This is a genomic window from Nonomuraea sp. NPDC049504, from assembly GCF_040676845.1.
Lineage (GTDB): Bacteria > Actinomycetota > Actinomycetes > Streptosporangiales > Streptosporangiaceae > Nonomuraea > Nonomuraea salmonea.
The window spans coordinates 322,829-337,876 of the sequence record NZ_JBFAPT010000001.1 but is presented as its reverse complement, the minus strand read 5'-3'; the positions used below and the strand labels follow the sequence as shown (position 1 = coordinate 337,876).

At 71.6% G+C, this 15,048-nt stretch carries 13 protein-coding genes; 5 read left to right on the top strand and 8 right to left on the bottom strand.

Annotated features, from left to right (window positions below; translation table 11 throughout):
- Positions 1 to 195 precede the first annotated feature (195 nt).
- From AB0K28_RS01500 to AB0K28_RS01485, 4 genes are read right to left on the bottom strand one after another with little or no spacing between them, the layout of a single operon-like run.
- Positions 196 to 795: a response regulator transcription factor gene (locus AB0K28_RS01500; RefSeq protein WP_345387349.1), complete on the bottom strand. Its 600-nt coding sequence runs from the start codon at positions 793 to 795 to the stop codon at positions 196 to 198.
- Positions 792 to 1,904, bottom strand: a complete 1,113-nt coding sequence (locus AB0K28_RS01495) for a histidine kinase (protein WP_364363743.1) — start codon at positions 1,902 to 1,904, stop codon at positions 792 to 794. The genes AB0K28_RS01500 and AB0K28_RS01495 overlap by 4 nt, the downstream gene beginning before the upstream one ends.
- Positions 1,901 to 3,016, bottom strand: coding sequence for a histidine kinase (locus tag AB0K28_RS01490; RefSeq protein ID WP_345387353.1), 1,116 nt, complete (start codon positions 3,014 to 3,016; stop codon positions 1,901 to 1,903). Before AB0K28_RS01490 ends, AB0K28_RS01495 begins: the two co-directional genes overlap by 4 nt.
- A gap of 57 nt (positions 3,017 to 3,073) precedes the next feature.
- Positions 3,074 to 4,186, bottom strand: coding sequence for a hypothetical protein (locus AB0K28_RS01485; RefSeq protein WP_364363740.1), 1,113 nt, complete (start codon positions 4,184 to 4,186; stop codon positions 3,074 to 3,076).
- 119 nt (positions 4,187 to 4,305) lie between these two features.
- On the opposite strand from AB0K28_RS01485, the gene AB0K28_RS01480 reads away from it, so the two are divergent.
- Both AB0K28_RS01480 and AB0K28_RS01475 read left to right on the top strand, forming a co-directional pair.
- Complete coding sequence (locus tag AB0K28_RS01480) at positions 4,306 to 5,223, top strand: LLM class F420-dependent oxidoreductase (protein WP_364363737.1); 918 nt, start codon at positions 4,306 to 4,308, stop codon at positions 5,221 to 5,223.
- Between the two features lie 218 nt (positions 5,224 to 5,441).
- Positions 5,442 to 6,842, top strand: a complete 1,401-nt coding sequence (locus tag AB0K28_RS01475) for a sugar porter family MFS transporter (RefSeq protein WP_345387359.1) — start codon at positions 5,442 to 5,444, stop codon at positions 6,840 to 6,842.
- Positions 6,843 to 6,974: 132 nt separating this feature from the next.
- On the opposite strand, the gene AB0K28_RS01470 is transcribed toward AB0K28_RS01475, so the two are convergent.
- Together AB0K28_RS01470 and AB0K28_RS01465 are read right to left on the bottom strand one after the other, a co-directional pair.
- Positions 6,975 to 7,745 carry a CAP domain-containing protein gene (locus AB0K28_RS01470; protein WP_364363733.1) on the bottom strand — a complete coding sequence of 257 codons (771 nt, stop codon included), beginning with the start codon at positions 7,743 to 7,745 and terminating at the stop codon, positions 6,975 to 6,977.
- Between the two features lie 528 nt (positions 7,746 to 8,273).
- Positions 8,274 to 9,539 carry a class I SAM-dependent RNA methyltransferase gene (locus AB0K28_RS01465; protein ID WP_364363730.1) on the bottom strand — a complete coding sequence of 422 codons (1,266 nt, stop codon included), beginning with the start codon at positions 9,537 to 9,539 and terminating at the stop codon, positions 8,274 to 8,276.
- A gap of 65 nt (positions 9,540 to 9,604) precedes the next feature.
- On the opposite strand from AB0K28_RS01465, the gene AB0K28_RS01460 reads away from it, so the two are divergent.
- A complete protein-coding gene (locus AB0K28_RS01460) occupies positions 9,605 to 11,230 on the top strand; it encodes an alpha/beta-hydrolase family protein (RefSeq protein WP_364363727.1) in 1,626 nt (541 codons plus the stop codon).
- Here the strand turns inward: AB0K28_RS01460 and AB0K28_RS01455 are convergent.
- On the bottom strand, positions 11,227 to 13,269 hold the full coding sequence (locus tag AB0K28_RS01455; protein ID WP_364363724.1) for an APC family permease: 2,043 nt from the start codon (positions 13,267 to 13,269) through the stop codon (positions 11,227 to 11,229). The two genes, AB0K28_RS01460 and AB0K28_RS01455, sit on opposite strands and share 4 nt — an antisense overlap.
- 103 nt (positions 13,270 to 13,372) lie before the next feature.
- Between AB0K28_RS01455 and AB0K28_RS01450 the strand changes: the two genes are divergently transcribed.
- Entirely contained in the window at positions 13,373 to 14,038 is a 666-nt protein-coding gene (locus AB0K28_RS01450) for a TrkA family potassium uptake protein (protein WP_364363721.1), read from the top strand.
- Positions 14,038 to 14,697, top strand: a complete 660-nt coding sequence (locus tag AB0K28_RS01445) for a TrkA family potassium uptake protein (protein WP_364363717.1) — start codon at positions 14,038 to 14,040, stop codon at positions 14,695 to 14,697. Before AB0K28_RS01450 ends, AB0K28_RS01445 begins: the two co-directional genes overlap by 1 nt.
- 13 nt (positions 14,698 to 14,710) lie before the next feature.
- On the opposite strand, the gene AB0K28_RS01440 is transcribed toward AB0K28_RS01445, so the two are convergent.
- Entirely contained in the window at positions 14,711 to 14,944 is a 234-nt protein-coding gene (locus AB0K28_RS01440; protein ID WP_364363714.1) for a hypothetical protein, read from the bottom strand.
- Between the last annotated feature and the right edge of the window lie 104 nt (positions 14,945 to 15,048).

Here is a 15,048-nt window from a genome sequence, read left to right as displayed (position 1 = left end):
ATGGCAGGGGATGCCGCCTCACCAGGCTCGACGCGACCCCTCAGGTTGACCGGTTCAACCGTGCCGACCGGCGGCGCCGGTACGTGTGGAACAACGACCAGGACACCGCGCACCTGCGCGACCCCGAGGGCCGGCAGGCCGGCTCCTGCTCGTACGAGGCGGGCAGCGGCTCCGCCTCCGTCACCGGTCGAAGCTCTAGAGCCAGCCCATGCGCTGGGCCGTACGGATGGCCTCCAGCCGGTTCTGGGCGTTGAGCTTCGTCATCGCGCTGGACAGGTAGTTGCGCACGGTGCCCTCGGTCAGGTGCAGCTCGGCGGCGATGCGCGCGATCGTGGCGCCGTCGCCCGCCAGCCGCAGCGCGTCGCGCTCCCGCTCGGTCAGCGGGCTGTCGCCCGCGGCCATCGCGGCGGCGGCCAGCTCGGCGTCGAGGTAGCGGCCGCCCGACTGCACCTTGCGGATGGCCATCGCGAGTTCCTCGGCCGAGGCGTCCTTGCCGAGGAAGCCGCTCACCCCGGCGGCCATCGCCCTGCGCAGGTAGCCGGGGCGGCCCAGGCTGGTCAGAATGACGATCTTGCACTGGGAGCTGATCCGCTCGGCGGCGCTCAGTCCGTCCATGCCGGGCATCTCGATGTCGAGCACCGCCACGTCGGGGCGGTGCTCGGCGACCGCCGCCACCACCTCGTCGCCCCTGCCGACCTGCGCCACCACCTCGATGCCGTCCTCCAGGTCGAGCAGGGCCGCGATGGCGCCGCGGATCAGGTGCTCGTCGTCGGCGAGCAGCACGCGCGTGGTCATGCCGGCACCGCCGCCCGCAGCAGGTAGCGGCCGCCCTCACCGGGCGCGGCCTCCAGGGTGCCGCCCACCGCGCGCAGCCGCTGCGCGAGCCCGGCCAGGCCGTTGGGCGCGTGCTCGCCCACCGGTCCCGTCACGCCGTCGTTGGACATCTCCAGCACCCCGTCTTCTATCGTGATCGTGCAACGTTCGGCCTTGCTGTGCTTGAGCACGTTCGTCGCGCCCTCGCGCACGACGGTGGCCAGCAGCGTCCTGGCCTCGGGCGTCAGCGCCTCGGTCTCCGCCCGCACGGTGCAGCGCACGTCGGCCGCCTCCAGCACCGCGCGCACGCTGGCCAGCACCTCGTCCAGGTCGACGGCCCGGTAGTTCTGCACGACCGTACGCACCTCACGCAGCGACCGCCTGGCCAGGTCGCGCACCGCGAACATCTCGGCCGCCGCGGCCTCCTCGTCCTCGCGCAGCGTCCGCTCGGCGTGCTCGGTCATGGTGGCCACGTCGGTGAGGCTCTGGCCGAGCAGGTCGTTGAGGTCGCGGGCGAAGCGCAGCCGCTCCTCAGAGACCGCCAGCCTGGCCATCGCCTCCTGCCCCTCGTACGCCTCCTGGGTCAGCCGCCACAGCCAGAGGTTCGCCCAGACCGCGCCCACCGAGATCACCGTGAAGACGACCTGGACCACCGACAGCAGCGGCACGATCATGTCGGTGGCCAGCCAGACCCACACGGCGCTCAGCACCAGCGAGACCCCGGCCAGGACGAGCACCATGCGTCTGCTGATGAACGGCGTCATCAGCGCCAGCCATGTGGGGATCGCCCAGATCTGCCCGAAACCCAGCAGCATGCCGACCGCGATCACCCCGGTCACGACGAGGATGACGGTGGGCCGGGGCCTGCCCGTGACGGCGATCCGGAACGGGCGCGTGCTGAGCACCATGAACACCAGCAGCGCCGCCGAGCCGAGCGCGATCGGCGGCCACTCCGCCCCCGCCTGCCACATCAGGTAGAAGGCGTAGTAGCCGAAGAAGGGGAAGAGCAGGATGAGGTCGGTGCAGTAGACGATCAGCCAGCGGACCTTGGTCAGCCGGTCGGCGCCGCGGACGCGGTCGATGAGGTTCACGCCGGCACCGCCGCCCGCAGCAGGAACTCGCCGCTCGCCGTGGGCTGGGCGGAGAACGAGCCGCCCGCCGCCACCAGCCGCTCCGACAGGCCGCGCAGGCCGCTGCCCGCTTCGGCGGGCGCCTGCGCGACCCCGTCGTTGACCATCTCCAGGACGCCCGCGTCGATCCTGATCGCGCAGCGGCTGGCGGTGCTGTGCTTGAGGATGTTCGTGCCGCCCTCGCGGACGGCCCAGGCCAGCAGCGTGCGCGCGGACGGCGACAGGTCGTCGGTCCTGGCCTCGATGACGCAGGTGGTGCCGGCCGCCTCCAGCGCGGCGCGCACCCCGGCCAGCTCCTCGTCCAGGTCGAGCGCCTGGTAACCGTGCACCGCCTGCTGCACCTCGAACAGCGATTCGCCGGCCAGCGTGCGTACCTCGGCCATCTCGTTCGCGGCCCTGGCGGCGTCCTTGGTGGCGAGCTTGGCGGCCAGCTCGCTCTTCAGCGTGATGACGGACAGGCTGTGGCCGAGCAGGTCGTGCAGGTCGCGGGCGAAGCGCAGGCGCTCCTCCGCCACCGCCAGCCTGGCCCTGGCCTCCCTGCCCCGGTTGGCGTCCCTGATCACCCACCACAGCCAGCGCCACACCAGCATGGCCGCGATCTCCGCCGCGCCGCTGCCCGACATGGCGAACAGCACGACGGGCCAGGATCTGTCGGTGAGCTCGACCACGTACGCGGCGCCCAGCACGATCACCGCCAGCGACAGCCACAGCAGGGTGCGCGGGCGGAAGTAGAGCGAGGCCAGTGACAGCCAGAGCGTCGCGGTGTCGAGCCACACGTTGCCGATCGCGCCGCCATGGGGCATCAGCAGGAACACCACGACGGCCAGCGCCCCGGCCACCCACAGCTTGCGCGTAGGGGGGCGCCGGTCCTCGTAGCCGTCGCGCATGACGAAGGGGAGCAGCCCGAAGTACGGGACCATCAGCACCAGGGCCGCCACCGCGTTGCCGGTCGGGATCTCGCCCTTCGCCATGGCGGCCACCGTGTAGGCCACGAAGGTGAGGCCCACCAGCGCGATGGTGCCGTCCATCCAGTGCAGCAGGATCTTCTTGGCGGTCTCGGGACGCGCACCCATGACGCCCCTCCCCTGCTGACCGAAATCCTCCCGGGAACCTCCCAGGTCAGCGAAATCTTATCTATTGGCCGGGGTATGCCAAAGAATGCGTGACACGTCCGCCTCTGGGGCGGCGCCGCGCAGCGACAGCCAGGCCAGGCGGTGGCGGGTGGCGTAGGCGGTCAGCCTGCGGGCGTCGCCGGCGCTGAGGTCGCCCGTGTTCGCCTGGACCGGGGTGAGCGCCAGGTGCGGCCACACCTCGTCCTCGATCGTCAGGTCGTGGGCCTCGGCGAGCTGCTCGGCCGCCTTGCGTACGCCCGCCGCCATCAGGGCGAGCCGGGCGCCTCCTGAGGTGCCCGCTGAGGTGCCCGCTGGGGTGCCCGCTGGGGTGCCCGCTGGGGTGCGGGGCTCGACGGGGGCCAGCAGGTTGACGGTGCTCACCTCGGCGCCCGCCCTGCGGGTGGTCCGCAGCATGGCCACGTCGTCGGCCGACAGGCCGCCGGGGCCGAGCGGCAGCGTGAAGCTGACCCGCAGCGGGCGCTCGCGCTGCACGGCTTCGATGGCGCGGGCCCGGCGCAGCACGGCGGCGCGGTCGGCGCTGTCGCGGATCTCGAAGTCGGCGGACGCGGCGTCGAGCGTCCCCACGACGCGGCGGTACGCCGCGGTCAGCGCGCCCGGCCTCGTGCAGGCGGCGGCCAGTTCCCGCCCGCGGGGCCCGCCGAAGACCGGCACCGCGCTCCCCCCGAGCACCCGCAACCTCCCGACCCGCTCCACCACCCCGCCATCGCTCCCCTGCGACCCGCCGTTCCGACCGGCCATCCCGCCGTCGCTCCCCTCCGACCCCCCGTTCCTGCCCGCTTTGCCTGCCCAGGTGGGGGTGCAGCCGTCGCCGGCGGCCACCATATGGCCGAGTGCGTAGTGGCGCAGGCCGGTGCGGCGGGCGTGGGACGCGAGGTCGAGCGGGGGCTCGCGGGTGGCGTCGGTGAACGCCACGAACCCGCTGGGCGGCTCCTGGGGCGGCTGCTCGACCTGCGTGGCGACCGGCCGCGCGGCCGGCGGGCGTTCGGGCCGCGGGGCGGCGCCCGCGGGAAGCATGCGGATCGCCGCGGCGGTGCCGGCGGCCAGGGCGAGCGCCCCGAGAACGGCGAGCGGGCGCGGGAGCGTGCCCGGCTCCCTCCTGTGCCGAGACATGGGCAACCCCGTGTGGTCGATCGGCTACGAATCGTCGCTGCGGCTGAACGCTAGCAAGCACTCACGGCGTGGCGCGGCCCTTTTCCGGTTCACGTCCGTTGTGTGCGGATAATGTGGTCATGAAGCTGCGGATCTTCACCGAGCCCCAGCAGGGCGCCACCTATGACGACCTGCTCTCCGTTGCCCAGGCCTCCGAGCGGCTGGGCTTCGATGCGTTCTTCCGGTCCGACCATTACCAGCGCATCGGCACCGGCGACCCAGGTCCCGGCTCCACCGACGCCTGGATCACCCTTGCCGGTCTTGCCAGAGAGACCTCCACGATCCGGCTGGGCACGCTGGTGTCGCCGGCCACGTTCCGGTTGCCTGGGCCGCTGGCCATCAGCGTGGCGCAGGTCGACCAGATGAGCGGCGGCCGGGTCGAGCTCGGCTTCGGCACCGGCTGGTACGACACCGAGCACTCGGCGTACGGCATTCCCTTCCCGCCCGTCAAGGAGCGCTTCGCCCGCTTCGAGGAGCAGCTGGAGATCGTCACCGGCCTCTGGACGGCGGAGAAGACGTATTCCTTTGAGGGCAGCTACTACCGGCTGGCCGACTCGCCCGCGCTGCCCAAGCCGGCCCAGCGGCCGCGCCCGCCGGTGATCATCGGCGGCACCGGGCCCAAGCGCACGCCGCGGCTGGTGGCCGCGTACGCCGACGAGTACAACGTGCCGTTCCACCGCCCGGCCGACACCGGGGCGGCGTTCGGTCGCGTGCGTCAGGCGTGCGAGGCGGCCGGGCGCGGCGTGATCCTGTCGGCGGCGCAGACCACCGTGGTCGGCGCCGACCGGGCCGAGGTGGAGCGGCGCTGCGCGGCCATCGGCGAGGACCCCGGCGCGCTGCGCGAGAGCGGCCTCGCGGGCACGCCGGCCGAGGTGCTGGAGAAGATCGGCACGTTCGCCGAGTTGGGGGCCGAGCGGCTCTACCTGCAGATCCTCGACCTGCAGGACCTGGAGCACCTGGAGCTCATCGCCGCCGAGGTGCTGCCGCACCTGCCGTAGCCGGTCACCGGCGGAGTGACTTCCCGAGCCGCGGGCCTTTTGTGCGGGCGCCGGGCGTGGGCTGGATGTGAGCGATCTGCTTGTCCCGCGCCCGGCGCCGCTCCCAGAACGCTGCCCTTTTCCGCGCCCCCTACGCACGCACGCCCGTCTGGGCCGGGTGTTCCGAATACGTGGGTGATCAGCGGGTAGCTCCCTTCCATTCTGGGGGAAGGACCTACATGGCTACTCAATACACCCATCATGAGCATTTGGGTCACGTGGTCTTCATCACCGCGGCCGCGGCCATCGGTGGGTTCCTCTTCGGGTACGACAGCTCCGTCATCAACGGCGCTGTGGTCGGCATCCAGCGTCACTTCCAGGTGGGCCCGGTCGAGATCGGTTTCGTGGTGGCCATCGCGCTGCTGGGCTCGGCGTTGGGCGCGTGGGCGGGCGGCGGGCTCGCCGACCGGTGGGGGCGTACGCGGTCGATGCAGGTCGCGGCGCTGCTGTTCGCGGTCAGCTCGGTCGGGCAGATGCTGCCGTTCTCGGTCTGGGATCTGGCGTTCTGGCGGGTGGTGGCGGGGTTCGCGATCGGCATGGCGTCGGTGCTCGGGCCCGCGTACATCGCCGAGGTGGCGCCGCCCGCCTACCGGGGGCGGCTGGGCTCGTTCCAGCAGCTGGCCATCGTGCTCGGCATCGCGGTCTCGCAGCTCGTCAACTACGTGTTCGCGCGCGTGGCGGGCGACGACGTGAACAACCACATCTGGTTGCTGCAGGCGTGGCAGTGGATGCTGGGCGCCTGCGTGGTGCCGGCCCTGTTGTTCCTGTTGTTCGCCTCGAACATCCCCGAGTCGCCGCGCTATCTCGTCATGTCGGGACGGACGAGCCGGGCCCGTCAGGTGCTGGCCGAGATCGAGAGCGACGACACCGACCTCGACGAGCGCATCGCGGAGATCCAGCACGTGCTGCGCACCGAGCGGGTGCCGGGGCTGAAGGACCTGCGCGGCAAGGCGCTGGGCCTGCTGCCGATCGTCTGGATCGGCATCGCGCTCTCCGCCTTCCAGCAGCTCGTCGGCATCAACGTGATCTTCTACTACTCGTCGGTGCTGTGGCAGTCGGTCGGCATCAACCAGAGCGACTCCCTGCTGATCAGCTTCTCCAGCTCGATCATCAACATCATCGGCACCTTCATCGCGATCGCGCTGGTGGACCGCATCGGGCGCAAGCCCCTGCTGCTGATCGGCTCGGCCGGTATGGCGATCTCGCTGGCCACCGCGGCCTGGGCGTTCAGCTTCGCGCAGGGCCAGGGCGAGTCGGTCTCCCTGCCCGACCCGCAGGGCACGATCGCGCTCATCGCGGCGAACGTGTTCGTGCTGTTCTTCGCGCTGTCGTGGGGTGTCGTGGTGTGGGTGCTGCTCGGCGAGATGTTCCCCAACCGCATCAGGGCCGCCGCCCTGGGCGTCGCCGCCGCGGCCCAGTGGATCGCCAACTGGGCGATCACCGTGTCGTTCCCCGCGCTGGCCGAGTGGAACCTGCCGCTGACCTACGCCGCGTACGCGCTGTTCGCCGTGCTGTCGTTCCTGTTCGTCGGCAAGTGGGTCAAGGAGACCAAGGGCCGCAAGCTCGAAGAGATGGGCTGACGGCACTGTGGGCGGCACCGTGGGCGGCACCGTGGGCGGCACCGTGCGTCGTGGCGGGGACGGGTAGAGGCGCGGCCTCCCCTTCCCCGCCACGAGCGCCCTCCTGGCGGAAGCCCTATACGGCAGGCGGGATCAGCGGGCGGCGAAGTCCTGGGTCCAGTAGATCTGGCCCCTGGAGTTCTTGGCCGCGCCGACTCCGATGAGCGTGTACTTGCAGTTCATGATGTTGGTGCGATGCCCGGCGCTGTTCATCCAGGACCTCATCACCTCGGCGGGCGTGCGCTGGCCCATGGCGATGTTCTCGGCCCAGGCGTTGCCGCCGGTGAAGCCGGCCGCCTTGATGCGGTCCATGAACGAGCGGCCGTCCTTCGAGTTGTGGGCGAAGTAGTTCTTCGCGGCCATGTCGGCGGAGTGGCCGTACGCGGCGGTGTGCAGCTGCGCGTTGTGCTGGAGCGGCCGGCAGCCGCCCTTGGCCCGCTCGGCGTTGACCAGCCTGACGACCTCGTTCTCCTCGGTGCTGCCGACTCCGCCGCCGTTGGCGGGCGGCGGCGTGACGGGCGCGGCGGTCGGGTTGCCGGGCTTGGGGGTCGGCGTGCCGGTGGCCGGCGGCGAGGGGACGGGCGTCGGCGTACCGCTACCGGGGGTGCAGGTGAGCTTGACCGGCCTGGACTTCGCGGTGTGCCCGCGGTAGTCGGTGGCGACGGCGTAGTACGTGCCCGGCTTGCAGGCCAGGGCGAGCGTGAGGCGGCCCTTCCTGGTGGCCCCGCTCTTGACGACCGGGTCGGCACCGGGGACGGCCCGCTTGATGCGGATGCGCATGAGCGCGCCCGTGAAGCAGCCGCGGCGGACGGCCGAGGACTGGATCTTCAGTGCGTCGCTGACGCGCGGCTTGGCCACGCTCACGCGGCACCGAGCCGCCTCCCTGGCTGCCTCAGTAGCCGCCTCCGTAGCCGCGGAAGCCTGTGCCGCGCTGAGTGGCGTGGCGATCGCTGCCAGGCTGACGGCGGCGGCGAGTACCCCAAGGGGTCTACGCATAGGGGGTTTCCTCCAGTTGCGGTAGACGCTGGATGGCAACGCATTCTGTCGGGACCGATACCGATTTGTCATCCGATCGGAGACATTTGGGACCCTCAGCTGTAAACCAAAGTGATCCCTGAGGCGTCTGCGCAGGCCAGCGCGGTCGTACCGAAACCCCTGTGAGCACGCGAGAACCGGCCTCCGCGTCAGAGCGCGCGGAGGCCGGTCATCCGGGCGGATGAGATTCCCGCCACATCACAGCAACAGGTTGATGACGATCGTCAGCAGGATCGACAGCAGTACGGACACGACGATCATCGCCAGGCAGCCCATCCAGCCGCCCAGCGGTCGCACGTCCCAGTTCCCGAACCTCATGCCGGGGGCACCTGCCCCCTCAGCGCGGGTTCAGGTCCCTCATGACGGAGATTTGCCCTCGCGCACCAGCAGCGCCACGCATTCCACGTGGTGGGTCATCGGGAAGGCGTCGAAAGCGCGCAGGTCGGCGAGGGGGTAGCCGTGGTCGCGGAACCAGGCGAGGTCGCGGGCGAGAGTGGCGGGGTCGCAGGAGACGTAGACGATGCGCAGGGGCTCGAGCGCGCTGACCCGGTCGACCACCTCACGGCCGAGCCCGGCGCGCGGCGGGTCCACCACCACGATGTCGGCCCGCTCGATCTGGAAGCGGTCGAGCGCCTCCTCCACCCGGCCGCGCTCGACCCGCGCCTGCGGCAGGTCGCGCAGATTGGCACGGGCGTCGCGGACGGCGGCCGCCTCGGACTCCAGCCCGAACACCGCGCCCTCGGGGCCCACCGCCTCGGCCAGCCCGGCGGCGAACAGCCCGACCCCGCAGTAGAGGTCGAGCGCCCACTCCCCCGGCTCGGGGGCGGCGTAGGCGAGCACCGCGTCGAGCAGCGTCTCGGCCGCCCCCGGGTGCACCTGCCAGAAGCCGCTGCCCGCCACCCGGAACTCGCGGTCGCCCACCTGCTCGTGCAGCACCCCCGAGCCGCGGCGCGGCACCGTGCGGCCCTTGCCCTGGTCGAGCAGGATCGAGGCGGGCGCGTCGAGCTCGGGCACGGGCACGCTGCGCCGCGGCCTGGGCGCGACCACGACGGCCCGCTCGCCGCCCGAGGAGGCGATGACCTCGACCACGGCGGCGCCCGGCCACGCGTGGTCCTGCGCGCCGACGGCCTCCACCTCGGGGTGGGCGATCAGGCAGGCGTCGACGACCTGGATGTCGTGGGAACGGTGCTTGCGGAAGCCCAGCTCGCCCGCCGGAGTGGCGGCGAACTGCACGCGCGTGCGCCACCCCAGGCCGTCTTTGGCGCCCGGCACCTCCTCGACGACGACCTCGCGCTCGATGCCCGCCAGCCGGCGCAACTGCTCGGCCACCACCTGGGCCTTGAGCCGCCGCTGCGCCTCCAGGGTCGCGTGCTGCCAGTCGCAGCCGCCGCACCTGCCGGGACCGGCGTAGGGGCAGGGCGGCACGACCCGGTCGGGCGAGGCGTCGAGGATCTCGACGGCGTCGGCCCGCAGGAACCTGGCCGTCTCCTCGGTGACGGCGGCGATCACCCGCTCGCCCGGCAGCGCGTGGCGTACGAACACGACGCGCCCTTCGTGGCGCGCCACACACCAGCCGCCGTGCGCGACCGGACCTACCGTCAGCTCGAGAGTTGCCTGTTCCACAGGGAACAGCCTATGCCCAGGCCCGGAGGGCTCCCGTCCCGCTCGGTCGCCTACTGTAGGTGGTCATGGACAGAGTGGTACGGCGGAGGCTCGGCTTCGGCGGCACTCTGCTGGCCACGCTGTTCGCGTGCGCCTCGCTGACCCCGTCGCTGCTGCCCCGCCCGTGGCTCTACCAGGGCGTGATGGGCGCGGTCACCGGCATACTCGGCTACGCCGTGGGCGCCTCGCTGGGCGCGCTCGGCCGCTCGGTCATCCGCTACCGCCCCTCTGAGCGGGCGCGGCGGATCAGCTGGCGGGTCATGCTGGGCGGCTGCGCCGCGCTGGCCGCCGTCGCCCTCTGGTACAGCTACGACTGGCAGCGCGACCTGCGATCGCTCATGGGCATGGACACCCGCATCACCTGGTTCCCGCCGGTGATCCTGGCCGTCGCCGTCGCGCTGTTCTGCCTGTGCCTGCTGCTGGCCCGGCTGATCCGCCTGGCCGGGCGCAGGCTCAACGCCTGGCTCGACCGCTACGTCCCCGCCTACGTGGGCCACGTGGTGGGCGCGTCCGTCATCGCGCTCGTGGTCACGGTGTTCGCCAACGACGTGCTGTTCAACGGGTTCGTGGCGCGGATCAGCGACATCTCCTCCGTCGCGAACGAGGGCACCCATCCCGGCGTGCGCAGGCCCGCCTCGGCGTCCGTGTCGGGCGGCCCGGGCTCGCTCGTCTCCTGGGAGTCGCTGGGCCGCGAGGGGCGCCGCTTCACCGCCACGGCCACCACGCCGGCCCGGCTGACCGCCTTCTCCGGCCGGCCCGCCGCCCAGCCCATCAGGGTGTACGTCGGCCTCGACGGCGCCTCATCACCGCAGCAGCAGGCCGCCCTGGCCGTACGCGAGCTGGAGCGGACCGGCGCGTTCGGCCGCCGGGTGCTGGCCGTGCTGGGCACCACCGGCACCGGGTGGGTCGATCCGCACATCGCCGACGCGCTCGAGTACATGTACAACGGGCAGTCCGCGCTGGTCGCGATGCAGTACTCGTACCTGCCGAGCTGGGTGTCGTTCATGGTGGACAGGGACAAGGCGGCGGCCGCGGGGCGGGCGCTGTTCGACGCCGTACGCGAGCGGTGGGCGCGCCTGCCCGCCGCGAAGCGGCCGAAGCTGGTGCTGTCGGGCGAGAGCCTGGGGTCGTACCAGATGGAGGAGAGCGTCCACGACCTCGACGAGCTGGCCGCGAAGGCGGACGGCGCGATGTTCGTGGGCCCGCCCAACGCCAACCCCATCTGGCGGCGCCTGACCACCGGCCGCGAGCGCGGCAGCCCTGTGTGGCGGCCGGTCTACGACGACGGCGAGACGGCCAGGTTCGCCCAGGAGCCCGGCGACCTGTCCGAGCCTCCAGCCCCGTGGCCCCACCCGCGCGTGGTCTACCTGCAGAACACCACCGATCCCGTTGTGTGGTGGTCGCCTGAGCTGATCTACGACCGGCCCGCCTGGCTGGAGGGCGAGCGGGGGCCTGGCGTCAACCCGGAGATGAACTGGTTCCCGCTGGTGACGTTCTGGCAGGTGCTGGTGGACATGACGGCCGCGCTCGACGTGCCGGCCGGTCACGGCCACCGCTACGGCGCGAACATCGCGGACGGCTGGGCCGCCGTCGCGCCGCCGCCCGGCTGGGCCGCCGGCGACACGCTGCGGCTGCGGGCGCTGCTCACCTAGCGAGGGCTCTTCTCCTGCCGATCGGCCGTCTGGTGCCAGGGGCGGCGCACCGCGCCCGGCGCGAACGGCTCCGGCCTGCCGATGAGCCGGTCGGAGGAGTGCAGCTGCCAGGGCACGCTGGTCACCATGACGCCCGGCTTGAACAGCAGGCGGGCCTTCAGCCGCAGCGCGCTCTGGTTGTGCAGCAGGTGCTCCCACCAGTGGCCGACGACGTACTCGGGGATGAAGACCGTCACCACGTCGCGGGGCGAGCGGCGGCGCAGCGTCTTGACGTAGTCGAGGACGGGCTGGGTGATCTCGCGGTACGGCGAGTCGAGCATCTTGAGCGGCACCGGGATGCCCCGCCGCTCCCACTCCTCCTGCAGCTTGCGGGCCTCCTCGCCCTCGACGCCGACCGTGACGGCCTCCAGCGTGGAGGGGCGGGTGGCGCGGGCGTACGCGATGGCGCGCATCGTCGGCTTGTGGATCTTGGAGACGAGCACGATCGAGTGGTTGCGCGCGGGCAGCATGGACGGCTCGTAGTCCTCGGTGAGCTCCAGCTCGGCCGCCACCTTGTCGTAGTGGCGCCTGATGCCCTTCATCATGAGGAAGAGCACCGGCATCGCGATCACCACGATCCAGGCCCCGACCAGGAACTTCGTCAGCAGCACCACGATCAGCACCAGCCCGGTCATCACCGCGCCGACGAAGTTGATCACGCGGCTGCGGTACATCTGGTGGCGGACCCGCAGGTCGGTCTCGGTCTTCAGGTGGCGGGTCCAGTGGATGACCATGCCGGTCTGGCTGAGCGTGAACGAGACGAAGACGCCGACGATGTAGAGGTTCAGCAGCCGGCTGACGTCGGCCTGGAACCCCCACAGCAGCAGGCAGGCGCCCAGCGCCAGGATGATGATGCCGTTGGAGAAGGCCAGCCGGTCGCCGCGGGTGTGCAGCTGGCGCGGCAGGTAGCGGTCCTGGGCGAGGATCGAGCCGAGCACGGGGAAGCCGTTGAACGCCGTGTTGGCCGCGAGGAACAGGATCAGCGCCGTCACCGCCGAGATCACCACGAACGGCGGCGACCCGCCGCCGAACACCGCGTCGGCCACCTGGGAGATGATCGGCTGCTGGTAGTAGCCGGGGCCGACCGGGGTGCCGTCGGGCTTGAGCAGGTCTTCCGCCACCACCGACGGCTCGGCCACCTTGACCCCCGAGGCCAGGCCGAGCGCGATGATGCCGCCGAACATGGTGATCGCGACCACGCCCATCAGCAGCAGCGTGGTGGCCGCGTTCTTGCTCTTGGGCTTGCGGAAGGCGGGCACGCCGTTGCTGATCGCCTCGACCCCGGTCAGCGCCGCGCATCCGGTGGAGAAGGCGCGCAGCACGAGGAACGCGGCGGCGAAGGCGGTGAGGTTCGTCTGCTCCGGCTGGATCGTGAAGTGCGCGCTCGGGGCCTGGAGGTGCTCGTGCAGCAGCAGCGTACGGAACCCGCCCCACAGGATCAGGCCCAGGACGGCGATCATGAACGCGTACGTGGGGATGGCGAAGGCGGCGCCCGACTCGCGGATGCCGCGCAGGTTGACCACGGTGAGCAGGACGACGATGGCGATGGCGACGGCCGGCTTGTGCTGGCCCACGAGCGGGATGGTCGCGCCGACGTAGTCGACGCCGTTGGCGACGGACACCGCGACGGTCAGCACGTAGTCGACCATGAGGGCGCTGGCCACGGTGAGCCCGGCGTTCTTGCCGAGGTTGGTGGTGGCGACCTCGTAGTCGCCGCCGCCGCTGGGATAGGCGTGCACGTTCTGCCGGTACGACGCCACGACCGTGAGCATCACGACCACGACGGCGGCGGCCACCCAGGGGCTGTAGGAATAGAACGAGACCCCCGCCAGGGAGAGGATGACGAGGATCTCTTGGGGTGCGTACGCGACCGACGAGAGCGCGTCGCTCGCGAAGACGGGTAGCGCGATCCGTTTCGGGAGGAGTTGCTCATGGAGCTGCCCGCTTCGGAGGGCGCGCCCCACGAGCAAGCGTTTGACAAGATCCGTTACCTTCGCCACGTAACGAGATGCTAGTCGCAGGCCGAGGCCCGGCCCTAGGCGCTCCCCCCGAGGGCCATACTGGTGTCGAGCAACCGGCCGACCGCGTCAGATGCGGGGGGAAATGCATATAGTGATCATGGGGTGTGGCAGGGTCGGATCGACCCTCGCGCACATCCTCGAGGACAGCGGGCATTCCGTCGCCATCATCGACCGCGATCCGCAGGCCTTCCGCCGGCTGCGCGCCGGGTTCCACGGGCGCCGGGTGACCGGCGTCGGCTTCGACCGCGGCGTGCTCATCGACGCCGGCATCGAGTCGGCCGCCGCCTACGTCGCGGTCTCCAGCGGCGACAACTCCAACATCATCTCCGCGCGCGTCGCCCGCGAGACGTTCGGCGTCGACAACGTCGTGGCCCGCATCTACGACCCCCGCAGGGCCGAGGTCTACCAGCGGCTGGGCATCCCCACGGTGGCCACCGTGCGCTGGACCGCCGACCAGATCATGCGCCGCATCCTGCCCGAGGGCGCCGAGCCGCTGTGGCGCGACCCGACCGGCACCGTCGTCCTCGCGGAGGTCACCGTCAACCCCGCCTGGATCGGCACCCGCGTCATCGACCTCGAAGAGCGCGCCCGCACCCGCGCCGCCTTCGTCAACCGCATGGGCGAGGCCGTCACCATCACCCACGACACCGTGGTCCAGGAGGGCGACGTACTCCACGTGATCGCCGCCGAGGCCGACATGGACCGGATCAACAAGGTGCTCGCCGCGGCACCGGAAGAGGACGAGTGATGCGCGTCGCCATCGCCGGCGCCGGTGCCGTGGGCCGCTCCATCGCGGCCGAACTGCTGGAGAACGGCCACGAGGTGCTGCTCATCGACAGCGATCCCCACGCCATCAAGATCGACAGCGTCCCGCGGGCCGAATGGCTGCTCGCCGACGCCTGCGAGATCGCCTCGCTCGACGAGGCCGGGCTCAACAACTGCCACGTCGTGGTGGCCTCGACCGGTGACGACAAGGTCAACCTCGTGGTGTCGCTGCTGGCCAAGACCGAATACGGGGTGCCGCGGGTGGTCGCCCGCATCAACCACCCCAACAACGAGTGGCTGTTCAACGAGTCGTGGGGCGTCGACGTGGCCGTCTCGACACCGCGCCTGCTCAGCGCGCTGGTGGAGGAGGCGGTGAGCGTCGGCGACCTGGTCAGGCTGATGACGTTCCGCCAGGGGCAGGCCAACCTGGTCGAGCTCACCCTCGCCGATGACGCGCCGGTGGTGGGGCAGCGGGCGGGCTCGGTGCCGTGGCCGGTCGACTCCGCGCTGGTGGCGATCCTGCGCGAGGGCCGCGTCCTGGTGCCGACCGCCGACGACCCGCTGGAGGCGGGCGACGAGCTGCTGTTCGTCGCCAGCCAGGAGGTGGAGCAGGAGCTCGCCCACCTCCTGTCGCAGCACTAGCGGGGTCCGCGGCTCAGAACAGGCCGAAGTGCTTGTGCTGGTGGTGGTGATGGTGACGGCGGAAGTCCACCTTCGCGCAGCCGCCGTCGGTGGTCCAGATCGTGAGCGGCTTCAGCCTGAGCACGCCGGTCACCTCCTTCCCGCACACGTGGCTCGGCCCCCAGAAGTCGTCCGCGATGGCGGGCGTGGGTGCGAGGAGCAGCGCGGCGGCGGTCATGGTGACGGCGGCGATGACGCTTCTGTACATGGCGGTCCCCCGAGATGTGAGAGGTGATCGTTCGCCAGCCTTGTACCCCTGCGTGTGGATCGAGTGATTCAGCGTTCGGCCCGGAGATCTTTACTCCTGAGCGG